Annotated in this window: 24 protein-coding genes; 17 read left to right on the forward strand and 7 right to left on the reverse strand. The window is 55.9% G+C overall.

What is annotated here, in order from left to right; translation table 11 throughout:
- Positions 1-143: 143 nt before the first annotated feature.
- The gene (gene fliE / locus B9Y90_RS05075; protein ID WP_085540438.1) at positions 144-458 is read right to left on the reverse strand and encodes a flagellar hook-basal body complex protein FliE; all 315 of its coding nucleotides are present in this window, start codon (positions 456-458) and stop codon (positions 144-146) included.
- Between the two features lie 229 nt (positions 459-687).
- Here fliE and fliF point away from each other — a divergent pair, with 229 nt between their 5' ends.
- The 15 genes from fliF (at position 688) to lpxO (ending at position 13,366) form a co-directional block, all read left to right on the forward strand.
- The gene (gene fliF / locus B9Y90_RS05080) at positions 688-2,379 is read left to right on the forward strand and encodes a flagellar basal-body MS-ring/collar protein FliF (RefSeq protein ID WP_085540439.1); all 1,692 of its coding nucleotides are present in this window, start codon (positions 688-690) and stop codon (positions 2,377-2,379) included.
- On the forward strand, positions 2,376-3,368 hold the full coding sequence (gene fliG / locus B9Y90_RS05085; RefSeq protein WP_008458144.1) for a flagellar motor switch protein FliG: 993 nt from the start codon (positions 2,376-2,378) through the stop codon (positions 3,366-3,368). The genes fliF and fliG overlap by 4 nt, the downstream gene beginning before the upstream one ends.
- A complete protein-coding gene (gene fliH / locus B9Y90_RS05090) occupies positions 3,361-4,056 on the forward strand; it encodes a flagellar assembly protein FliH (RefSeq protein WP_039294755.1) in 696 nt (231 codons plus the stop codon). The genes fliG and fliH overlap by 8 nt, the downstream gene beginning before the upstream one ends.
- The gene (gene fliI, locus B9Y90_RS05095; RefSeq protein ID WP_039294757.1) at positions 4,056-5,414 is read left to right on the forward strand and encodes a flagellar protein export ATPase FliI; all 1,359 of its coding nucleotides are present in this window, start codon (positions 4,056-4,058) and stop codon (positions 5,412-5,414) included. The genes fliH and fliI overlap by 1 nt, the downstream gene beginning before the upstream one ends.
- A gap of 12 nt (positions 5,415-5,426) precedes the next feature.
- Positions 5,427-5,870: a flagellar export protein FliJ gene (gene fliJ, locus B9Y90_RS05100; protein WP_008458139.1), complete on the forward strand. Its 444-nt coding sequence runs from the start codon at positions 5,427-5,429 to the stop codon at positions 5,868-5,870.
- The gene (locus tag B9Y90_RS05105) at positions 5,867-7,108 is read left to right on the forward strand and encodes a flagellar hook-length control protein FliK (protein ID WP_085540440.1); all 1,242 of its coding nucleotides are present in this window, start codon (positions 5,867-5,869) and stop codon (positions 7,106-7,108) included. The genes fliJ and B9Y90_RS05105 overlap by 4 nt, the downstream gene beginning before the upstream one ends.
- Positions 7,109-7,229: 121 nt before the next feature.
- Entirely contained in the window at positions 7,230-7,703 is a 474-nt protein-coding gene (gene fliL, locus B9Y90_RS05110) for a flagellar basal body-associated protein FliL (protein WP_085540441.1), read from the forward strand.
- A 4-nt stretch (positions 7,704-7,707) separates the two neighbouring features.
- A complete protein-coding gene (fliM, locus tag B9Y90_RS05115; protein WP_039294764.1) occupies positions 7,708-8,712 on the forward strand; it encodes a flagellar motor switch protein FliM in 1,005 nt (334 codons plus the stop codon).
- On the forward strand, positions 8,709-9,119 hold the full coding sequence (fliN, locus tag B9Y90_RS05120) for a flagellar motor switch protein FliN (RefSeq protein WP_008458131.1): 411 nt from the start codon (positions 8,709-8,711) through the stop codon (positions 9,117-9,119). The genes fliM and fliN overlap by 4 nt, the downstream gene beginning before the upstream one ends.
- On the forward strand, positions 9,120-9,500 hold the full coding sequence (gene fliO, locus B9Y90_RS05125; protein WP_085540442.1) for a flagellar biosynthetic protein FliO: 381 nt from the start codon (positions 9,120-9,122) through the stop codon (positions 9,498-9,500). It begins immediately after the preceding gene.
- The gene (fliP, locus tag B9Y90_RS05130) at positions 9,500-10,240 is read left to right on the forward strand and encodes a flagellar type III secretion system pore protein FliP (RefSeq protein ID WP_008458126.1); all 741 of its coding nucleotides are present in this window, start codon (positions 9,500-9,502) and stop codon (positions 10,238-10,240) included. Before fliO ends, fliP begins: the two co-directional genes overlap by 1 nt.
- Before the next feature lie 12 nt (positions 10,241-10,252).
- A complete protein-coding gene (fliQ, locus tag B9Y90_RS05135; protein ID WP_039294771.1) occupies positions 10,253-10,522 on the forward strand; it encodes a flagellar biosynthesis protein FliQ in 270 nt (89 codons plus the stop codon).
- Positions 10,519-11,304: a flagellar biosynthetic protein FliR gene (fliR, locus tag B9Y90_RS05140; RefSeq protein WP_039294774.1), complete on the forward strand. Its 786-nt coding sequence runs from the start codon at positions 10,519-10,521 to the stop codon at positions 11,302-11,304. The genes fliQ and fliR overlap by 4 nt, the downstream gene beginning before the upstream one ends.
- A gap of 348 nt (positions 11,305-11,652) precedes the next feature.
- Positions 11,653-12,276, forward strand: a complete 624-nt coding sequence (gene rcsA, locus B9Y90_RS05145) for a transcriptional regulator RcsA (RefSeq protein WP_039294777.1) — start codon at positions 11,653-11,655, stop codon at positions 12,274-12,276.
- A gap of 181 nt (positions 12,277-12,457) precedes the next feature.
- Entirely contained in the window at positions 12,458-13,366 is a 909-nt protein-coding gene (lpxO, locus tag B9Y90_RS05150; protein WP_085540443.1) for a lipid A hydroxylase LpxO, read from the forward strand.
- Positions 13,367-13,691: 325 nt separating this feature from the next.
- On the opposite strand, the gene dsrB is transcribed toward lpxO, so the two are convergent.
- Positions 13,692-13,880, reverse strand: a complete 189-nt coding sequence (gene dsrB, locus B9Y90_RS05155; RefSeq protein WP_039294781.1) for a protein DsrB — start codon at positions 13,878-13,880, stop codon at positions 13,692-13,694.
- A gap of 129 nt (positions 13,881-14,009) precedes the next feature.
- Here dsrB and yodD point away from each other — a divergent pair, with 129 nt between their 5' ends.
- On the forward strand, positions 14,010-14,243 hold the full coding sequence (yodD, locus tag B9Y90_RS05160) for a YodD family peroxide/acid resistance protein (protein WP_052050363.1): 234 nt from the start codon (positions 14,010-14,012) through the stop codon (positions 14,241-14,243).
- Positions 14,244-14,682: 439 nt separating this feature from the next.
- Here yodD and dgcQ read toward each other — a convergent pair whose 3' ends face one another.
- The 3 genes from dgcQ to B9Y90_RS05175 all read right to left on the reverse strand — a co-directional run bounded on the left by dgcQ (position 14,683) and on the right by B9Y90_RS05175 (position 17,702).
- The gene (gene dgcQ, locus B9Y90_RS05165) at positions 14,683-16,350 is read right to left on the reverse strand and encodes a cellulose biosynthesis regulator diguanylate cyclase DgcQ (protein ID WP_085540444.1); all 1,668 of its coding nucleotides are present in this window, start codon (positions 16,348-16,350) and stop codon (positions 14,683-14,685) included.
- Positions 16,351-16,512: 162 nt separating this feature from the next.
- The gene (locus B9Y90_RS05170) at positions 16,513-16,692 is read right to left on the reverse strand and encodes a YodC family protein (RefSeq protein WP_039294786.1); all 180 of its coding nucleotides are present in this window, start codon (positions 16,690-16,692) and stop codon (positions 16,513-16,515) included.
- Positions 16,693-16,784: 92 nt separating this feature from the next.
- A complete protein-coding gene (locus B9Y90_RS05175) occupies positions 16,785-17,702 on the reverse strand; it encodes a DUF808 domain-containing protein (RefSeq protein WP_369678982.1) in 918 nt (305 codons plus the stop codon).
- Positions 17,703-17,871: 169 nt separating this feature from the next.
- Here B9Y90_RS05175 and yedA point away from each other — a divergent pair, with 169 nt between their 5' ends.
- On the forward strand, positions 17,872-18,789 hold the full coding sequence (gene yedA / locus B9Y90_RS05180; protein WP_085540446.1) for a drug/metabolite exporter YedA: 918 nt from the start codon (positions 17,872-17,874) through the stop codon (positions 18,787-18,789).
- Here yedA and B9Y90_RS05185 read toward each other — a convergent pair whose 3' ends face one another.
- Positions 18,790-19,290, reverse strand: coding sequence for a very short patch repair endonuclease (locus B9Y90_RS05185; RefSeq protein WP_039294796.1), 501 nt, complete (start codon positions 19,288-19,290; stop codon positions 18,790-18,792).
- 12 nt (positions 19,291-19,302) lie between these two features.
- Positions 19,303-20,712 (reverse strand): DNA cytosine methyltransferase, encoded by a 1,410-nt coding sequence (locus B9Y90_RS05190; protein WP_085540447.1) that lies wholly within the window; start codon positions 20,710-20,712, stop codon positions 19,303-19,305.
- Positions 20,713-20,716 lie beyond the last annotated feature (4 nt).

The following is a 20,716-nucleotide window of genomic DNA, read 5'->3' on the forward strand; positions in this document are numbered from 1 at the left end:
AAAGTTCTCTGAGCATGGCGGTCAGTCCGTTTTTTGCACTGACCTTATTAGATCAAAGTCCCGGCCTCACGGCCAGGACTTTGTCAGCAGTCTGAGGCCTGTCGTAGACAGACCTTTTACCCACTAAAACCGTGCTGGTGTCACTACACCTGCATGTTCATCACTTCCTGGTAGGCAGCAACCAGCTTGTTACGTACCTGAATGCCCATCGCCAGCGAAACGGAAGATTTCTGCAGATCCACCATCACATCGTTCAGCGCGACGCCCGGCGTACCGAGAGCAAATTTCTCCGCCTGGACACGTGCGGTGTTAGAGGTCTCGCTTATCCGCCCTAAAGCGGCCTGCAGCTCTCCAGCAAAGCTCACCGTTGGCGCAGCAGCCGACGCGGCAGGATTGGTCGCCGCCAGCGCGGTTGTCTGAAGTTGTTGCAGTACGCCTTCGATACCCTGAATTGCCATTTTCTCGCCTCACATTGATTAAGCGAGTGAAGATTACCACCCTGTCAATAGGATAAAGGCGTTAAATAGACGTAAAAAATAGAGCTAATTCAGCCATCGAAATTTCCTGAAACGAAAATAATGACACTGCCATCCATATGGAACTTTTGTCGTGTTTGTCGACCCGGGAGTCAGTCTTGTTCACTCATTACTCTAAAAATTCTGTCAACGCTAAGCCGCGAGGTGTGGAATGACCACTGCTGCTCAGGCGCAAACGCCGCAAAACAAGACACTTGAGTGGTTAAATCGCCTTCGCGCTAATCCAAGGATCCCGCTGATTGTGGGCGGCTCCGCCGCCGTTGCCGTGCTGGTGGCCCTGGTACTTTGGGCAAAATCTCCTGATTACCGCGTGCTTTACAGCAACCTCGCCGATCAGGACGGAGGCGCGATTGTTACCCAGCTTCAACAAATGAATATCCCCTACCGTTTCTCAGACAACGGTAGCGCCATCATGGTCCCGGCAGACAACGTCTATGACCTGCGTCTGCGTCTGGCTCAGCAGGGTCTGCCTAAGGGCGGCGCCGTCGGCTTCGAACTTCTGGATCAGGAAAAATTTGGTATCAGTCAGTTTAGCGAGCAGGTGAACTACCAGCGTGCGCTGGAAGGCGAACTGGCCCGCACCATTGAAACACTAGGCCCGGTGAAGAACGCCCGCGTACACCTCGCCATGCCAAAACCATCCCTGTTTGTTCGTGAACAAAAATCCCCTTCCGCTTCCGTTACCCTTAGCCTTGAGCCTGGCCGCGCGCTGGATGAAGGGCAAATCAATGCCGTCGTGCATATGGTTTCCAGCGCCGTGGCTGGCTTACCGCCGGGTAACGTCACGCTGGTTGACCAGGGTGGTCATCTGCTGACGCAGTCCAACAACGCAGGCCGCGACCTTAACGATGCCCAGCTCAAATACGCCACTGACGTAGAAAGTCGCTACCAGCGCCGCATTGAATCTATTCTTGGCCCAATTGTGGGCAACGGGAACGTGCACGCTCAGGTCACCGCGCAGATTGATTTTGCCAACAAAGAACAAACCGAAGAGCAGTATCACCCTAATGGCGATCCGGCCCAGACCGCTATCCGTTCTCGCCAGTTGAACCAGACCTCTCAGGTCAACGGTCAGTTCCCGGGCGGCGTGCCAGGTGCACTTTCCAACCAGCCAGCTCCGGCTAACACGGCACCGATTTCGACGCCGCCGCAGAACAACCAGGCTAATCAGCAGGCCAACAACGGCCAGCAGAATCAGACCAGCACCACCAGCCAGAACGGCAGCAGCAACACTTCGCGTGACGAAACCACCAACTATGAAGTGGACCGTACCATCCGTCACACCAAGCTGAACGTGGGGGATGTTCAGCGTCTGTCTGTTGCCGTAGTGGTGAACTATCGCCAACTGGCCGACGGGAAACCTCTGCCGCTCACCGCCGACCAGATGAAGCAGATCGAGAACCTGACGCGTGAAGCGATGGGCTATTCCGAAGCGCGCGGTGACACCCTGAACGTGGTGAACTCGCAGTTTACCGCCACCGAGGACGACATCGGCAGCAGCCTGCCGTTCTGGAAGTCTCCGGCCTTCTTCGACATGCTGCTTTCTGCGGGACGCTGGCTGATTGTGCTGATTGTGGCCTGGGTGCTGTGGCGTAAGGCGATTCGTCCGCAGCTCACTCGCCGCGCGGAAATTCTGAAAGCTGCCAGCGAAGAGAAAGAGAACCGTAAAGCCGAAGAACAAGCCGTCGCCGTGTCGCTTAGCCGTGATGAACAGCAACAACAGCGTAAAGCTAACCAGCGCCTGAGCGCCGAAGTCATGAGTCAGCGTATTCGTGATATGTCCGACAACGATCCTCGCGTAGTTGCGCTGGTGATCCGCCAATGGATGAGTACTGAAATATGAGTATTACCGGAACCGAAAAGAGCGCCATCCTGCTGATGACCATTGGTGAAGACCGCGCCGCCGAGGTGTTCAAACACCTTAGCCCGCGTGAAGTGCAGCATTTAAGTGCGGCGATGGCGAACACCCATCAAATCTCAAACAAACTGCTGACCGAAGTGCTGGCCGAGTTTGAGCAAGAAGCCGAACAGTTCGCGGCGCTGAGCATCAACGCCAACGACTACCTGCGCACCGTGCTTATCAAAGCGCTGGGCGAAGAGCGTGCCTCCAGCCTGCTGGAAGACATTCTCGAAACCCGCGACACCACCAGCGGCATCGAAACGCTCAACTTTATGGAGCCGCAGAGCGCCGCCGACCTTATTCGCGACGAACACCCGCAGATCATCGCCACCATTCTGGTTCACCTCAAGCGTGGCCAGGCGGCGGATATTCTGGCGCTGTTCGACGAGCGCCTGCGCAACGACGTCATGCTGCGTATCGCCACCTTTGGCGGCGTCCAGCCGGCCGCGCTGGCAGAACTGACCGAAGTACTGAACAACCTGCTCGACGGCCAGAACCTCAAGCGCAGCAAAATGGGCGGCGTGAGAACGGCGGCGGAAATCATCAACCTGATGAAAACCCAGCAGGAAGAAGCTGTTATTACCGCCGTGCGCGACTTCGACGGCGAACTGGCGCAGAAAATTATCGACGAGATGTTCCTGTTCGAAAACCTCGTCGCCGTGGACGACCGCAGTATTCAGCGTCTTCTGCAGGAAGTGGAGTCCGAATCTCTGCTTATCGCCCTCAAAGGTGCAGAGCAGGCGCTGCGCGAGAAGTTCCTGCGCAACATGTCCCAGCGTGCTGCGGACATCCTGCGCGACGACCTTGCCAACCGCGGCCCGGTACGTCTGTCGCAGGTGGAAAACGAACAGAAAGCTATCCTGCTTATCGTGCGTCGCCTGGCGGAGACCGGCGAGATGGTGATCGGCACCAGCGAGGATACCTATGTCTAATACGCTGCCATGGAAACGCTGGACGCCTGAAGATCTCGCCTTCCCTTCGCCGGTGTTCGAAGAGATTGTGATGCCGGAAGCCACAGCTGAGCAGGAAGAGCCGGAAAGCGAGCCGGACCTCCAGCAAACGCTGGCGATGATGCAGGCCCAGGCCCGTGAACAGGGCCACAGCGCGGGCTTTGCCGCCGGGCACGATCAGGGCGTCGAAGAAGGCCGGAAAGCGGGCTTCCAGCAAGGGCTTGAGCAGGGCATCAATGAGGCCCGCCAGCAGCAGGCGCCGGTACACGCCCGTATGCAGCAATTGGTGAGCGAATTCCAGTACACGCTGGACGCGCTGGACAGCGTGATCGCCTCCCGCCTGATGCAAATGGCGCTGGAAGCCGCGCGGCAGGTCATTGGCCAGACGCCTGCCGTGGATAACAACGCGCTGATCAAACAGATTCAGGGCCTGCTGATGCAGGAACCGCTGTTTAGTGGCAAACCGCAGCTGCGCGTACACCCGGATGATCTGCAGCGGGTGGAAGAGATGCTGGGTGCGACCCTAAGCCTGCACGGCTGGCGTTTGCGCGGTGACCCAAGCCTGCACCAGGGCGGCTGCAAAGTCTCCGCCGATGAAGGCGACCTTGACGCCAGCGTGGCGACCCGCTGGCAAGAGCTTTGCCGTCTGGCCGCGCCGGGAGTGCTCTGATGACCGCGCGCCTGACCCGCTGGCTGAACACGCTCGATAATTTTGAAGCGCGGATGGTCGAACTGCCGTCCGTTCGCCGCTACGGCCGCCTGACCCGTGCCACCGGTCTGGTCCTGGAGGCCACCGGCCTGCAGCTGGCGCTGGGTGCGACCTGCATCATTGAGCAGCACGATCGCGAAGTCGAATGTGAAGTCGTGGGCTTCAACGGCCACAAGCTGTTCCTGATGCCGCTGGAAGAAGTCGAAGGCATTCTGCCCGGCGCCAGGGTTTATGCCCGTTCCGCGACATCCGAAGGTCTGCACAGCGGTAAAAAACTGCCGCTTGGCCCGGCCCTTCTGGGACGCGTGCTTGACGGCAGCGGCCGCCCGCTCGACGGGCTGCCTTCGCCGGATTCCGACCTGATGGGCGCGCTGGGTGCGGCCCCGTTTAACCCGCTCCAGCGTACCGCGATTGAACATGTTCTTGACGTCGGCGTTCGCCCGATTAACGCCCTGCTGACGGTGGGTCGCGGGCAGCGTATGGGCCTGTTTGCAGGCTCCGGCGTCGGTAAAAGCGTCCTGCTCGGCATGATGGCGCGTTACACCCAGGCAGACGTGATCGTCGTGGGCCTGATTGGCGAGCGTGGTCGCGAAGTAAAAGACTTTATCGAGAACATTCTCGGTGCCGAAGGCCGTGCGCGTTCGGTTGTGATTGCCGCCCCAGCGGACGTTTCTCCGCTGCTGCGTATGCAGGGTGCCGCCTACGCGACAAGAATCGCCGAAGATTTCCGCGATCGCGGCCAGCACGTCCTGCTGATTATGGATTCACTGACGCGCTACGCCATGGCCCAGCGTGAAATCGCCCTCGCCATTGGCGAGCCTCCGGCGACCAAAGGCTATCCGCCTTCGGTCTTTGCCAAGCTCCCGGCGCTGGTTGAGCGTGCGGGGAACGGCATTCACGGCGGCGGCTCAATTACCGCGTTTTATACCGTACTCACCGAAGGCGACGATCAGCAGGACCCGATTGCCGACTCCGCGCGAGCCATTCTTGACGGCCACATTGTGCTGTCGCGCCGCCTGGCAGAAGCGGGCCACTACCCGGCCATCGACATCGAAGCTTCTATCAGCCGTGCCATGACATCGTTGATTACCGAGCAGCATTACGCCCGGGTACGTCGTTTCAAACAGTTGTTATCCAGCTTCCAGCGCAACCGTGATTTGGTGAGCGTGGGGGCTTACGCCAAAGGCAGCGATCCGATGCTCGATAAGGCCATTGAACTGTGGCCGCATCTTGAAGCCTTCCTGCAACAAGGCATTTTTGAACGCGCAAACTGGGAAGAAGCCAGCCTCGCACTGGAGACGCTTTTCCCCACGGTTTGATGAGAGGTGACCATGAACCAAAACAGCGCACTGGATACTTTGCGTGAACTCGCCGCCCAGGAAGTGGAAAAAGCAGCGATTCGTTTAGGGGAGATGCGCCGGGGTTGCCAGCAGGCGGAAGAGCAACTCAACATGCTGATTAACTATCAGTTTGAGTACAGCAACAGCCTGAATGACAACATGAGTCAGGGGATTGCCAGCACGCGCTGGCAGAACTATCAGCAGTTTATACGCACGCTGGAAAAAGCCATCGAACAGCACCGCCAGCAGCTGATGCAGTGGAGCAATAAAGTCGACCAGGCATTAGGCGCGTGGCAGGAAAAACAAAAGCGCCTGCAGGCATGGCAAACCTTGCAGGACAGAAAGGCAGCAGAGCTGTTGCTCGCAGAGAACAGACTCGATCAGAAGCAGATGGACGAATACGCCCAGCGGGCCACATTGAGGAAAGGTGAATGATCACATTGCCAAAAATTCTGTTAAACACCGGGGCCGACACCGCTGCCGCCGGGGATGCAAAAGGCGCGGACGGCAAAGGCTTCGGTGAAGACTTCCTGACGCTGCTTGGCAAAGCTTTGCCGGGTAATGTCGCTTTGGAGGACGGCAAATCGCTGCTTCTGGGCGCGGCGTTAAGCAAAGTTGCCGCGGCCAATGCGGCAAAAGGTGATAGCAAAGACGGCCAGGCGGCCCTGACTGAGCTGTTAAACTCGCCGGAGCAACCTGAAGCACTTTCCGCCCTGCTCGCCTCCCTCGGCAAAACAGAAACGACTGATAAGCCCGATGCAGCGCTGAAAGACGCCAAAACCGATAAGCCGCTGAGTGATGCAGAGCTACAAACGCTGAGTGCACTGTTCGCCATGCTGCCTCAGCCTGTCACCGCTGCGCAGGGCGTGACGCTGCCTAAAGCCGCAACCGATACGGCATCGCTGTCCGCCCTGACCTCCGCGGCCGGCACGACTACCGGTAAAAACACCGTGGACAGCCTGCTGCCTGCTGACAACGGCGGCAAGAAAGCCGCACCGGCGGGGGCAACGCTTGCAGACAGTAAATCTGTTGCCGCCAACGCCCCGGCTGCAGCCCAGCCGCAGGGGGATGACAAAGCGCAACTGGTTGCTAACAACACGCCAGACAGTCGCGACAACGCGGCTCCACAGGCAAATAACACCGCCCCTGTTACCGCCCAGATAACCCCGGCCATCAGCAGCGCCACCGTGGCAACCCCAACGACAACGCACATCGCCACGCCGACGGCACCGATGATCAGCGCCCAGCTGGGCAGCCACGAGTGGCAACAGCAGATTTCTCAGCACGTTACGTTGTTTACCCGCCAGGGCCAGCACAGCGCCGAGCTGAGATTGCACCCGGAAGATCTCGGTCAGGTGCAAATTAGTCTAAAACTAGAAGATAACCAGGCACAGCTGCAAATGATGTCCCCGCACAGTCACGTGCGGGCTGCGCTTGAAGCAGCGTTGCCTTCACTGCGTACTGCGCTGGCTGAAAGCGGCATCCAGCTTGGCCAGAGCAACATCAGCAGCGAAAGCTTCGCTCAGCAGCAGTCCGGCCAGCAGCAACAGCAGCAAAGCGCCCGCAGCGGGGAGCGTTTCTCCCTGAGCGGTAACGACGCAGAACCGCTGCCGGTGGCCGATAGCCTGCAGCGCCTGGCAAGCAGCAACGGCACGGTGGATATCTTCGCCTGAGCCCCGTTAAAGGGTAAACGCCAGAGCTAGCGACAATAAACGTGTGTTTTCCGGGCTTTGACCGCCCGGAGACACGGGATAATTGCTATTCAGCAGTACCGATACAGGAATAAAGCGTTCAATGACTGATACCGCTATCACGAAAGGCCGTAAGCGCGCCATCTGGGTGCCGATACTGGTTCTTATCACACTCGCCGCGTGCGCCACCGCAGGCTACAGCTACTGGCGCATGCAGCAAACGCCAGCCACAGCCCAGGCTAAAGCGCCTGAGCCACCGCCTGCGCCTGCGCCTGTATTCTTCGCTCTGGATACGTTTACCGTCAATCTGGGTGATGCGGATCGCGTGCTGTACATTGGCGTCACGCTGCGTTTAAAAGATGAAGCGACCCGTCAGCGTCTGAGCGAATTCCTGCCGGAAGTCCGCAGCCGTCTGTTGCTGCTGTTCTCTCGCCAGGACGCCAATCAGCTTGCCACCGATGCCGGCAAGCAGAAGCTGGTGGAAGCGATTAAAACTACTCTGGCGCCGCCTCTGGTCGCCGGGCAACCTCAACAGGTAGTCAGCGACGTGCTGTATACCGCCTTTATTTTGCGGTAAGTCCATGGGCGACAGTATTCTTTCTCAGGCCGAAATCGATGCGCTGTTAAACGGCGACAGTGAGAATAACGACGAGCCGAAGGCCAGGGCACCGGGCGAATCCGATATTCGTCCCTATGACCCTAATACCCAGCGTCGCGTCGTGCGTGAGCGCCTGCAGGCGCTGGAAATTATTAACGAGCGTTTTTCTCGTCAGTTCCGTATGGGGCTGTTTAACCTGCTGCGTCGTAGCCCGGACATCACCGTCGGGGCCATCCGTATCCAGCCTTATCATGAGTTTGCCCGCAACCTGCCGGTGCCAACGAACCTGAACCTGATTCACCTGAAACCGCTGCGCGGCACCGGGCTGTTCGTGTTTTCACCCAGCCTTGTGTTTATTGCGGTAGACAACCTGTTTGGCGGGGATGGCCGCTTCCCAACGAAAGTGGAAGGCCGGGAATTTACCCACACCGAACAGCGCGTGATCAACCGTATGCTGAAACTTGCGCTGGAATCCTACAGCGATGCGTGGAAGGCGATTTATCCGCTGGACGTGGAATACGTTCGTTCGGAGATGCAGGTCAAATTTACCAATATCACCACGTCGCCTAACGACATCGTGGTTAACACCCCGTTCCACGTCGAAATTGGCAACCTGACCGGTGAGTTCAACATCTGTCTGCCGTTCAGCATGATTGAACCGCTGCGCGAGCTGCTGGTGAACCCTCCGCTGGAGAACTCCCGTCAGGAAGATCAAAGCTGGCGCGACACCCTGGTGCGCCAGGTGCAGCATTCCGAGCTGGAATTGGTGGCGAATTTCGCCGATATCCCGCTGCGGTTGTCCCAAATCCTAAAACTGAAACCTGGCGATGTGCTGCCCATCGAAAAGCCAGATCGTATTATCGCGCACGTAGACGGCGTACCGGTTCTGACCAGTCAGTACGGTACGATCAACGGCCAGTATGCCCTGCGCGTAGAACATTTGATCAACCCGATATTGAATTCGCTGAATGAGGAACAGCCCAAATGAGTGATATTAATCAACCGTCCGATGACAATGCAGGCTCAGTGGACGATCTGTGGGCTGATGCGTTAAACGAGCAGAAAAGTTCCGGGAAAAGTACCGCGGATAACGTCTTCCGTGCGCTGGAAGGTAATGATATTGCCGGCAACGTGCAGGATATCGACCTGATCATGGACATTCCAGTCAAGCTGACCGTTGAACTGGGCCGTACCCGCATGACCATCAAAGAGCTGCTGCGTCTGACGCAGGGGTCCGTGGTCGCGCTTGACGGGCTGGCCGGTGAGCCGCTGGATATTCTGATCAACGGTTACCTGATTGCTCAGGGTGAAGTGGTGGTTGTCGCCGACAAATACGGCGTGCGTATTACCGACATCATCACTCCATCAGAACGTATGCGTCGCCTGAGCCGCTAAATGACAACCCAGGCCACCGTCACTCAGCCGAGCGTCAACGCCAGCTCACCGCTCGTTCAGGTGAGCGGCGCACTGGCTGGCATTGTTATTTTTATTCTGGTGGCCGCCTGGCTGGCAAAGCGCTTTGGTTTCCACGGCGCGGGCGTCGGCGTAAAGAAGTCGCTGAACATTAGCGCCAGCGTAAGCGTAGGCCCGCGCGAGCGCGTGGTCGTAGTCGACGTCGAGGATGCCCGCCTGGTCCTCGGTGTCACCGCCAGTCAAATCACACACCTGCACACGCTGCCTCCGGCGCCGGTCACGGAGACGGTTGAAAAAGCGCCTGCCCCTGCCGATTTCCAGAAACTGATGAAGAACCTGCTTAAACGTAACGGGAAAGATTGATGAAACGTTTGCTGACGCTCTCGTTACCGGGCCTATTTTTGCTCCTCCCTGCGGCCGCCTTTGCGCAATTACCGGGCCTGATAAGCCAGCCCCTCGCCAACGGCGGGCAGAGCTGGTCCTTGCCGGTGCAGACGCTGGTCTTTATTACCTCTCTGACCTTCCTGCCGGCCATTTTGCTGATGATGACCAGCTTTACGCGCATCATTATCGTTTTTGGCCTGCTGCGTAATGCCCTGGGCACGCCGTCCGCCCCGCCTAACCAGGTGCTGGTTGGCCTGGCGCTGTTTTTGACCTTTTTCATTATGTCGCCGGTGTTCGACAAGATTTATACCGACGCCTACCAGCCCTTTAGCGAAGACAAGATCTCGATGGAAGTGGCGATGGATAAAGGCGCTCAGCCGCTGCGCGAATTTATGCTGCGCCAGACACGTGAAGCCGATCTGGCCCTGTTCGCGCGCCTGGCGAATACTCAACCGCTGCAGGGGCCGGAAGCCGTGCCGATGCGCATCCTGCTGCCGGCCTATGTCACCAGCGAGTTGAAAACCGCATTCCAGATTGGTTTTACCGTATTTATCCCGTTCCTGATTATCGACCTCGTGATCGCCAGCGTCCTGATGGCGCTCGGGATGATGATGGTTCCCCCCGCGACAATTGCCCTGCCCTTTAAGCTGATGCTTTTCGTGCTGGTCGACGGCTGGCAGCTGTTGGTGGGTTCATTGGCGCAAAGTTTTTACAGCTAGCGGAGAAAGAAAATGACGCCAGAATCGGTCATGATGATGGGCACCGAAGCGATGAAGGTGGCCCTTGCCCTTGCGGCCCCGCTGCTGCTGGTTGCGCTAATAAGCGGTCTGGTCATTAGCCTGCTGCAGGCGGCGACGCAGATCAACGAAATGACGCTGTCGTTTATTCCAAAAATTCTGGCCGTGTTTGTGACCATCGTCGTTGCCGGGCCGTGGATGCTTAACCTGCTGCTGGATTACATGCGTTCCCTGCTGACCAATCTGCCGAACACTATTGGATGATCCACGTTGACAGCACCCAGTGGCTTAACTGGCTGAGCCTCTATTTTTGGCCATTGCTGCGCGTGCTGGCGCTGATCATGACCGCCCCCATTCTGAGCGAGCGGTCGATTCCGAAACGGGTCAAGCTCGGGCTGGGGCTGATGATCACTTTCATCATCGCCCCTTCTCTACCGGCAACCGGAGTGACGATCTTTTCCGCCGCCGGTTTCTGGCTGGCAATACAACAAATTCTTATCGGTGTCGCGCTGGGCTTTACGATGCAGTTCGCCTTTGCTGCCGTGCGTACCGCCGGAGAAATTGTGGGCCTGCAGATGGGGCTTTCTTTCGCGACCTTCTTCGATCCCGGCAGCCGCCTCAATATGCCGGTGCTGGCCCGTTTTCTTGATATTCTGGCGATGCTGCTGTTTCTGACCTTTAACGGCCATTTATGGCTGATTTCGATGCTGGTCGATACTTTTCATACCCTGCCCATCGGCGGCGACCCGATCAACAGTAACGCCTTTATGGCGCTGACCCGGGCAGGCGGCCTGATTTTTCTCAATGGCCTGATGCTGGCGCTGCCGTTAATCACTTTGTTACTGACGCTTAACATTGCGCTGGGTCTGTTAAACCGCATGGCACCCCAGCTATCGGTATTTGTTATCGGTTTCCCGGTTACCCTGTCTATCGGCATGCTCATTTTCATGGTAATGATGCCGCTTATCGCCCCCTTTACCGAGCATTTATTCGGCGAGATTTTTGATCTGCTCGCGGATATAGTCAGTGAAATCCCCGCAAATTAATATCCATAACTTTTATAATGCCTCTCTGAGGATATTCCTAAAAAAAAATGTTAATAACATCCGCCAAGATATATCTGGCGCGGAATATAAGTTTTTACCTTGCTCACATTACGCAACATTCACTTTACTTTAAGAACATTCCTGGCAAATTATAGGCAACTTTCCGGGATAGTGATTTCGCCTTTTAAATTATTAATAATGGTTACCCATAAATAATTAGAACTGCGGAAAATGCGGCGGATTGGCTTTGCTCTGGGACTGACATTGTCACTCACGGTCAAAACCAGTACAGCTTTCAATCTGCGCTCCTGATTATTACGGGTATAACGCGCTTAGTGAGGGTTTGCTATGTCAACGATTATTATGGACTTATGCAGCTATACCCGGCTGGGGCTTGTCGGCTACTTAGCCAGCCGCGGGGTTAGAAAACGGCATATTGCAGATGTAGAAACGGTAGAACAGCTGGCACAGGCATGCCAGTCGCAGGCACCCAGCGTGGTGTTTATTAACGAAGACTGTTTTATTCATGACCCGGAAAGCAGTCAGCGAATTAAGCAGATCATTAATCAACATCCAGGGACGCTATTTTTAGTCTTTATGGCGATTGCTAATATTCACTTTGATGAATATCTTCTGGTCAGAGAAAATCTGCTGATCAGCTCGAAATCCATCAAGCCGGAATCTTTAGACGATATTTTATCGGAATACTTAGCAAAAAATGCACAATGTATTGGACATATTAATTTGCCGACACTTTCTCTTAGTCGCACAGAGTCCAGCATGCTTAAAATGTGGATGTCAGGACAAGGAACGATTCAAATCTCCGATCAAATGAACATCAAGGCAAAAACTGTTTCGTCGCATAAAGGAAATATAAAACGCAAAATCAAGACCCATAACAAGCAGGTGATATATCATGTAGTTCGTCTTACCGACAACGTCACCAACGGTATTTTTGTTAACCTCCGGTAGCTGACTTACGCTGCACCCTACGCCGCTTTGGCCGCAGTATTTAATCTCTGACGCCCGTCAGAGATTAAATACAAGTTAAACGACGCTCTTTTTCGTAACAAAACCGCAACCTTTGCCAAAAAAAGCAGATAAATCTCACTAGACTTACACCTTACCATTATTCATGGAGAGATTTGTTGCTATGGTAGCCGTTATTATTCTTGGCATTTTTATTATCAGCGTCGTCTACGCCCACTCCCGCGGCGTCGAAAAACAGAAGTTTTCGCGTCAGCTTTTTGACCACTCGACCTTTATGGCTCCGGTCAATATGTTCATGACGCGTTTCTCGCGTCTGCCGCCTGAACAGCCCTATTTCCCGACCAGCGACTTCCCGGAACTGCAAAAGCTGACGGACAACTGGGAAGTCATTCGTGAAGAAGCGCTGCGCCTGCAGGGCCACATCAAAGCGGCAGAAAGCCACAACGATGCCGGATTTAATACGTTCTTCAAGCGGGGCTGGAAGCGTTTTTACCTGAAGTGGTACAGCGACGCGCACCCGTCCGCGCATGAGCTTTGCCCGATCACTACAAAGCTGGTCAGCGAAATTCCGTCCGTTAAGGCGGCGATGTTCGCCGAACTCCCCGCAGGATCATACCTGGGCAAGCACCGTGACCCGTATGCCGGATCTGTGCGTTACCATCTTGGCCTTGCCACGCCCAACGACGATCGCTGTTTTATTGAAGTCGACCGGCAACGCCACAGCTGGCGCGATGGTGAGGCCGTGATTTTTGACGAAACCTACGTGCACTGGGCAGAAAACAAAAGCGAACAGACCCGTATCATTCTGTTCTGCGATATTGAACGCCCGATGAAATGGCGCTGGGCGCAGGCCGTCAACCATTGGGTGGGGACCACATTAATGTCCGCCGCCAGTTCGCCAAACAGCGACAGCGACCGTACCGGCGGGCTGAATCGCATCTTCAAGTATGTTCACGCGCTGCGCGATAGCGGGCAAAACCTGAAAAAGCGAAACCGGAAGGTGTATTACGCGATGAAATATTCGGTGATTACGCTGATTTTTGCGGCGGTGATTGTGCCAAGCGTGGTGTAGAAGGTTGCCCCCTCACCCTAACCCTCTCCCCATGGGGGAGAGGGGACTATCCAGAGCAAGACTGTTAGATTTCCCCCTCTCCCTCCCGGAGAGGGACAGCCCGGTGTTCATCTGTTAGATTTCCCCCTCTCCCTCCCGGAGAGGGACAGCCCGGTGTTCATCTGTTAGATTTCCCCCTCTCCCTTCCGGAGAGGGACAGCCCGGTGTTCATCTGTTAGATTTTCCCCCTCTCCTTCCCGGAGAGGGACAGCACGGTGTTCATCTGTTAGATTTCCCCCTATCCCTTCCAGGGAGAGGGCCGGGGTGAGGGTCAAACCCCAAAAACCTACTCCTCACTCTCCACAAAAATCCCGTCCGGATGGCCTGACTCATTAAAGAACCAAATCCCCAGCGGATAATCCTCCAGCGACACAAGATACATTGTACCTTCGTTAAACGGCTCCACCGCCAGGACTACGCCCGAACGTCGCGGGCCGCCATCGGTCTTCACGGTCACCCGATCATTGATTTTCATGGTTATTTCCTCCAGAGACATTGTTTGCCATTGTAGATCAAAAACCCTTTGAATGCCCTTACTCCGGGCTGGCTGGCACATTATCTGGAACGACTATACTTAAGGGTGGTAGTCAGCGAGGGTAAAGTGATGAAGACCGTGAAAATCAGCGGCAGCGCGGCGCATCAGACAACGGATGTGGATGTTGACGCACTGCTTGCCGCCATCAACGAAATTAGCGAAAGCGATATCCGACACGCCAGCAGCGAGGAACACCCGCAGCGAGTGAGCGTGGATGGACGAGACTGGCATAGCTATAAGGAACTGGCGGATGCTTTTGAACTGGATATTCGGGATTTTAGCGTGAATGAAATTAACCGCTAAGAAAAGCATCCCGGCCGGGGAGCCGGGATGAAAACTTGCTGAAGCAAGAAGCACTTGAAATTCGTTACATCAGGAAATCTGATGTGTTGACCACATTACCTTAAATTTTATTGAATACAAGGATATATTCTTTTCAAGAATGCCCGCAGCCGCACCTATTGACGCAGCGAATTTGATTCCAATGCCTTGTTAAATCGTTTTTTTAGACCTATGGCCCGCAGCACAAGGCCATTTGAGTGCTGAATAAATTAAGATTTATCCCAAACTGAGCGTTCTGATTTCGCTTGCCGTATTGGGACGAATGAAAAATAAAATCGCCTCTACCTCTCCCACAGGGTGACAAAAACATTACGCTTGCTTGAGCAAATCCCCTCTTCACCAACCGAATAAAACATCAGCAATGCTTATATGATATAGCGGCCACACCAGACCGGAAAAATCAGTCCTGGGTACAAACCTGGTTGCGGCCATTCTGTTTCGCCTTGTACAACCGTCGGTCCGCAATGGACTGCAGATGCTCAAAATCATAATCATGGCGCTCATGGGCGCAGCTAACCCCGAACGAAGCGCTGATTTTTAGGGCCTGTCCGGCCTGTAAAAGTAGCTCTTTGGTATTGATGCGGTGCCGAATCCGCTCGGCGACAGCGGCCGCCTCAGGAAGCTTCGTCCCCGGCAGTAGCACGCAGAACTCTTCCCCACCCACGCGCCCGGCAACATCCTCTTCCCGAAGGGAGGACGCAAGCAACGCGGCTGCATGAGATAACACCCTGTCGCCAGCGTGATGCCCGTAGCGATCGTTAATCCCTTTGAAGAAATCGAGATCCATCTGAATGACCGAGAACGGTTTATCCTCGCGCTGGCAGTCCTGCGCCATGCCGTGGGCGATATCGAAGAAGGCTCCGCGATTGTAGAGCCGGGTCAGGGTATCGTAATTTGCGCGCCAGCTTAACGTCTGCTGCAGCGTCAGCATATTGCTGACCAGCTGCCGGATAACCCGCCAGGAGATAAACAGCATCAGCGTAAAGAGCAGCCAGAGTACCGTCAGCACAATGCTGATTCGACCAAACTCCCCCTGCACGCCTTCGCCCAGGGTATGCACTTTGATCAGCACGCCGTCAAAGTTCCCAAGCTTCGCCCACGTCACGAAGCGGCTGTCCATTCGCAGCTCGCCCTCTTCTCCGCTTTCCATTGAGCGGGCAATCTCAGCCTGCTGCCTGGCGTTAAACACCGGCGACAGCGGGGCGCTATCAGCCGCGGTGGCAATGAGCGAGAAGTGTTTATCAAACAGCATCACGGTGCCTTCATAACGGTCATGAGAAAGCCCCTGAAGGAATGCATGCATGCCGCTGACAGGGAAATCCATGGCCAGCACGCCGTACCAGCGCTGATTGAGATCCAGCGGCACCGAAGCGGTAATAATCTGCCCATTTGAACTGGCGGGGTTATAGGTATGCGTCCACTGAAGGCCACGGCCGGGGTTGTTTTGCGGCGACTGAGCGCCAAAATACGGCTGGGCAATCAGCCGATAATAGAGCGAAACGATCGCCGGATCGTTTTCCGGCGGCGTACTTGAGAGGAAAAAGCCCGCTCTGGAGGCGTAAAATACGCGCCTTTGCAGATCTCGCTTGTCGTCGGCAAGCTGCATGATGTAGCTGAATTCCAGCGCCGCCTCCAGCTCAGGATAAAGCCAGGCCTCATCCCGGTCGAGCACGTGGCTGTGGCTGACAAACTCGTCGGAAACGCCGTTAATCGGCATCCCGCGATTAAGATCCAGCTTTAATTGCCAGTAAGGCTGCGTTCGCTGGACGGCAAAATCCGCCAGCGCCTGACGTGAAATATCGGTGGAAATAGGAGACTGCAGCGCATAGTGCATGGTGTTGCGGTAAAACAGCAGGTTATCAATGCTGTGCTGCAGCTGCCGGTCCAGCGCGGTGGCGATGTTATCCAGACTGTTGCGCTGGTTAGCAATGTAGGCGGATTCCAGCACCGCCACCTCACGCCAGGTGAGCAGCGTTGAGCAAAGAAACACGACGATAAAACAGAGGTTTACCACCCGCTGCGGTCGTTTATAGCGGCTTAAAAACCGCTCAAATGCATTACCGATCAAGGGGGATACTCCCTGGCCGCGGTTATCAGTTCCTTCCAAAAACCCCGGAAGAATGAAGTCTTTGCAGATTTTGCCACCGCGACAGCGCTTTGTCGAAGTTGGCCCACGCCGTGGGCGTAAAAAAACCCGGCAAAGCCGGGTTTAGTTAAGAAACCAAGGGCTTCATACGTGCTGATGCTCCATGGTTTCAACAGGCGTCAGGTCGTCCTCACGGAACGCCTCACGCTTTACGCCGTACCCGTCGTACCAACGGCACTCCACCATGCCACTGGAATAACCCGTGACAATCATGCGTGGACCACCGTTCTTACGCCGGACTTCATCGCTGACCACATAAACCATAGCCGCCTCCGGCATTAAGGGTGAAAACCTCTAAAGGTATAGCCAATGGTCAGCGTTTTTTCCTGAGTAAAGCGTTATTTTTCATCTCGAACTTAGTGTGAAGCGCTCCCGCGAAGGTGATTTATGCCGTTCACCACCAGCAACACAATACCGCCCGCGATAAAACCAAGCACCAGATTAACAAGTGTCGGGCCCACGAGCGCCACAACGCCACCAAACTGGCTCGCCCACTGCTCAATGCCGTGATGCAGCACCGGCACGCCGTGCACCAGGATACCGCCGCCGACGAGGAACATCGCCAGCGTCCCGACAAACGTGAGGATCTTCATTAGCCAGGGAGCAAGAACAAGCAGCCCTTTCCCCACTGCCTGAGCCAGCGCCGCACGTTTATCCGCCAGCCAGTATCCGAGGTCGTCAATTTTCACGATCATCCCGACCAGACCATATACGCCGATGGTCACCAGAATCGCGATACCCGCCAGGATGAGCACCTGGTTCAGCAGCGGCGCTTCCGCCACTATGCCGAGCGTGATGGCGACGATTTCCGCCGAAAGAATAAAGTCCGTGCGCACCGCCCCTTTCACCTTATCTTTTTCAAAGGCCATCGGGTCCTGAGCGGCAATCTCCTCCAGCCTCGCCTGCTTTTCCTCCGCGCTTTCTTTGTGCTTTCTCGCCTGCAGGCTGTGCAGCACCTTTTCCACGCCTTCAAAACATAAAAATGCCCCGCCCACCATCAGCAGCGGCGTAATTGCCCACGGCGCAAACGCACTGATGACCAGCGCCAGCGGCACCAGGATAAGCTTATTGAGGAACGACCCTTTTGCCACGCTCCAGACCACGGGCAGTTCCCGATTCGCGCGCAGGCCAGAAACCTGCTGAGCATTCAGAGAGAGGTCATCGCCCAGTACGCCCGCCGTTTTTTTTGCCGCGAGTTTGCCCATAACGGAAATGTCGTCCAGCAGCGTGGCGATGTCGTCGAGCAAGGTGAGTAAGCTACTTCCAGCCAAAATATCTGTCCTTATTGATGTCGATACCCAAGAGTATGAAGCAAAAAACGCGTCGGGAAAAATCGCCGCCCTTGTCAATAAAAATTAACATTATATCAACAAGTATAATGCTCGCTATCCGCCCGCTTTTGGCGTTAACTGTCGGCCTGAAATTGGTGTCTGGTGAGGGATTATGCGAGCTCGTTCTGGTCAATTAGTGCCGCTGATAGCGGCGCTGTTTGCGTTGTACATTATCTGGGGTTCAACCTATTTGGCGCTGGCTATCGGGGTGAAAACCTGGCCGCCGTTCATCCTCGCCGGGACGCGATTCATGCTTGCTGGCTCACTGCTGATGGGCATTCTGCTGCTTCGCGGCCACAAGCTGCCAAAACTGCGCCCGACGCTTAATGCCGCCCTTATTGGCGTGCTTCTGTTGGCCGTGGGTAACGGTTGCGTCACGGTGGCCGAACACCAGCATGTGCCTTCCGGCATTGCCGCCGTCATGGTTGCCACCGTGCCCCTGTTTACCCTCTGCTTCAGCCGCCTGTTTGGCATTAAAACGCGCAAGCTGGAGTGGCTCGGCATTGCCATTGGCCTCGCGGGGATTGTGCTGCTAAACAGCGGCGGCAATCTCAGCGGTAATCCCTCCGGCGCTATCTTGATTCTGATTGGTTCCCTGAGTTGGGCATTTGGGTCGGTTTACGGCTCGCGTATCGAACTGCCCGAAGGCATGATGGCCGGCGCGGTGGAAATGCTGGCGGCCGGGATTGTCGCACTCAGCCTCGCGGCGCTCACTGGCGAACGGCTGACAACGATGCCGGACACCTCCGGCTGGCTGGCGCTGGGCTATCTCGCGCTGTTTGGGTCGATGATCTCCATCAGCGCCTACATGTACCTGATCCGCAACGTCTCTCCGGCAGTGGCCACCAGCTATGCCTACGTCAACCCGGTTGTGGCCGTGCTGCTGGGCACCACTTTTGCGGGGGAAAACCTGTCGGCGATTGAATGGCTGGCGCTGGGGATCATTATTTTTGCCGTGGTGCTGGTCACGCTGGGGAAATATCTGTTCCCGGCCAAACCGGTGGTTGAGGCATGCGAAGTGGAAAAATAACTAGTCAGCGGCCAGCCTGAACTGGCCGCTGTTGTTTTGCTGGTGAATGCCGGTCACGTTAATTTCCGCGCTGTACCCGCCGCTGCAAATCCACTCTTCTAAACGTTCACACAGCGCCCGATCGGGCATTTTCTCGCGGCCACGCAGCGCGCATTCCCAGACGATTAAAACCCGCCAGCCCTGCGCGAGCAAAAGCGCCGCGTCTCGCTTATCCCGAATAACATTACGGCCTATCTTTTCCAGCCAGAACTCGGTACGCGTGGCCGGGACTTTAAACAGATGGCAGTCGTGGTGATGCCAGAAACAGCCGTGGGTGAAGATCACGCAGCGGTATTCATCCACCACAAAGTCGGGTTTTCCTGGCAGGGCCGCATCCTGAACGCGAAAGCTAAACCCACATTCAGCCAGCAGCGCGGCAAGGCGTTTTTCAATGGCGGTGTCGCGCGTGGCAATCGCCCGCATGTTTTTACTGCGTATCGCTTTGCTGTGTACATCCGCCATTTCTTTCTCCGCTTAGCGCTTTTTCACCGCTTGTTTAATCACCGGCTCCAGCAGCTTTGCTACCGCTGCAAACGCGGGAACGACGACGGAGTTGCCAAACTGGCGGTAAGCCTGAGTATCGGATACAGGAATACGGAACGCTTTCCCCTTCGGCGCTTCAAACCCCATCAGCCTGGCGCACTCGCGCGGCGTCAGGCGGCGCGGCCTGTTCACCTGGTTATCAGCATGGTTAAAATCAGCCTCACCCAGCGCTTTGTCCCAGCCGCGATCGACCAGGATCTCCGCGCCATCTTTGAAATAACGGGCCGACAGCGTTCTCGCGACGCTTGCCGGGTTCTTCGGGTCAACCAGACCGTACCCAAAGCCATTCCCCTTGGCCTGATGCTTCTTCGCATAGTTATAGAGGTATTTCCACAGCGTCGGCGTCAGCACATATTTCGCGTCAACCTCATCGTCCAGCAGTTCACCAAAGGTGGGGCGGCGAGCCGGATAAAAATCGCTCAGGGTTGTCAACGTCACCGCCGCATCCAGCTTCAGATCGCGGCGCGTGCCGACCAGCACAATGCGCTCGCGGTGCTGCGGCAGGAAGTTTTTACCGTCGACAATTTTCGGGTCGTCACGCCCGGAAACCGCGGCGTCGGCTACGTCGTAGCCTAGCTCGTCCAGCGTCTGCATGATTATGCGGAACGTATTGCCTTTGTCGTGGCTCTTGAGATTCTTAACGTTTTCCAGCACAAAAACCGGAGGACGTTTGGCGGCAATGATCCGCGCCACGTCAAAGAACAGCGTGCCCTGCGTTTCACAGGCAAAACCGTGCGCGCGCCCAAGGGCATTTTTCTTCGAGACGCCCGCCAGCGAAAACGGCTGGCAGGGGAAACCCGCCAGCAGCACATCATGATCGGGCAGCGTGGCCTGAATGTGCGCCGTCGCCTGCTCGTCCGTGACGTCGCCCCGGTTGCTGAGCGTCACATCGCGGATATCTTCATTGAACTGATGCTCTGCCGGGTCGCAGTACCAGTTCGCTTTATAAGTCTTCACGGCGTATTTGTTCCATTCGCTGGTAAACACGCACTGGCCGCCGATAGCCTCAAAACCGCTGCGGATCCCGCCTATCCCGGCAAACAGGTCAATAAAACGAAAAGCATAACGCCCGTGATGCGCCGGCGGCGACGGCAGCATACTTTGCAGCATCTGAACTTCAACTTCGGTTAAGCCCCGTGGCGCAGACTTGCCGTTATACCAGCGGTTCAGGGACTCACGCGTCCAGTCACCTCCCACCTGTCGCAGGCGCAGAGCGACGGTTTTTTGATCGTAGATTTCCAGTAACCGGCTGACCAGCGCGTGATCTTCGTCTTGCTGAGTTTGTTTATGGCGCTGTGCCTGAAGGGAGAGGTGTTCTGCTATCGCGTCAAGATCGTTCATCGTG

The organism is Cedecea sp. NFIX57, from assembly GCF_900177785.1.
Taxonomy (GTDB): Bacteria; Pseudomonadota; Gammaproteobacteria; order Enterobacterales; family Enterobacteriaceae; genus Cedecea; species Cedecea neteri_C.

Coding starts and splice junctions, on each gene's coding strand:
- yodD (WP_052050363.1), top strand. CDS start 14,010: ATGAAGACCGTGAAAATCAGCGGCAGCGCGGCGCATCAGACAACGGAT.
- fliL (WP_085540441.1), top strand. CDS start 7,230: ATGACTGATACCGCTATCACGAAAGGCCGTAAGCGCGCCATCTGGGTG.
- fliN (WP_008458131.1), top strand. CDS start 8,709: ATGAGTGATATTAATCAACCGTCCGATGACAATGCAGGCTCAGTGGAC.
- fliF (WP_085540439.1), top strand. CDS start 688: ATGACCACTGCTGCTCAGGCGCAAACGCCGCAAAACAAGACACTTGAG.
- fliO (WP_085540442.1), top strand. CDS start 9,120: ATGACAACCCAGGCCACCGTCACTCAGCCGAGCGTCAACGCCAGCTCA.
- fliE (WP_085540438.1), bottom strand. CDS start 458: ATGGCAATTCAGGGTATCGAAGGCGTACTGCAACAACTTCAGACAACC.
- fliG (WP_008458144.1), top strand. CDS start 2,376: ATGAGTATTACCGGAACCGAAAAGAGCGCCATCCTGCTGATGACCATT.
- rcsA (WP_039294777.1), top strand. CDS start 11,653: ATGTCAACGATTATTATGGACTTATGCAGCTATACCCGGCTGGGGCTT.
- fliP (WP_008458126.1), top strand. CDS start 9,500: ATGAAACGTTTGCTGACGCTCTCGTTACCGGGCCTATTTTTGCTCCTC.
- lpxO (WP_085540443.1), top strand. CDS start 12,458: ATGGTAGCCGTTATTATTCTTGGCATTTTTATTATCAGCGTCGTCTAC.
- B9Y90_RS05185 (WP_039294796.1), bottom strand. CDS start 19,290: ATGGCGGATGTACACAGCAAAGCGATACGCAGTAAAAACATGCGGGCG.
- fliR (WP_039294774.1), top strand. CDS start 10,519: ATGATCCACGTTGACAGCACCCAGTGGCTTAACTGGCTGAGCCTCTAT.
- B9Y90_RS05190 (WP_085540447.1), bottom strand. CDS start 20,712: ATGAACGATCTTGACGCGATAGCAGAACACCTCTCCCTTCAGGCACAG.
- fliI (WP_039294757.1), top strand. CDS start 4,056: ATGACCGCGCGCCTGACCCGCTGGCTGAACACGCTCGATAATTTTGAA.
- fliM (WP_039294764.1), top strand. CDS start 7,708: ATGGGCGACAGTATTCTTTCTCAGGCCGAAATCGATGCGCTGTTAAAC.
- fliQ (WP_039294771.1), top strand. CDS start 10,253: ATGACGCCAGAATCGGTCATGATGATGGGCACCGAAGCGATGAAGGTG.
- fliH (WP_039294755.1), top strand. CDS start 3,361: ATGTCTAATACGCTGCCATGGAAACGCTGGACGCCTGAAGATCTCGCC.
- dsrB (WP_039294781.1), bottom strand. CDS start 13,880: ATGAAAATCAATGATCGGGTGACCGTGAAGACCGATGGCGGCCCGCGA.
- fliJ (WP_008458139.1), top strand. CDS start 5,427: ATGAACCAAAACAGCGCACTGGATACTTTGCGTGAACTCGCCGCCCAG.
- B9Y90_RS05105 (WP_085540440.1), top strand. CDS start 5,867: ATGATCACATTGCCAAAAATTCTGTTAAACACCGGGGCCGACACCGCT.
- yedA (WP_085540446.1), top strand. CDS start 17,872: ATGCGAGCTCGTTCTGGTCAATTAGTGCCGCTGATAGCGGCGCTGTTT.
- B9Y90_RS05170 (WP_039294786.1), bottom strand. CDS start 16,692: ATGGTTTATGTGGTCAGCGATGAAGTCCGGCGTAAGAACGGTGGTCCA.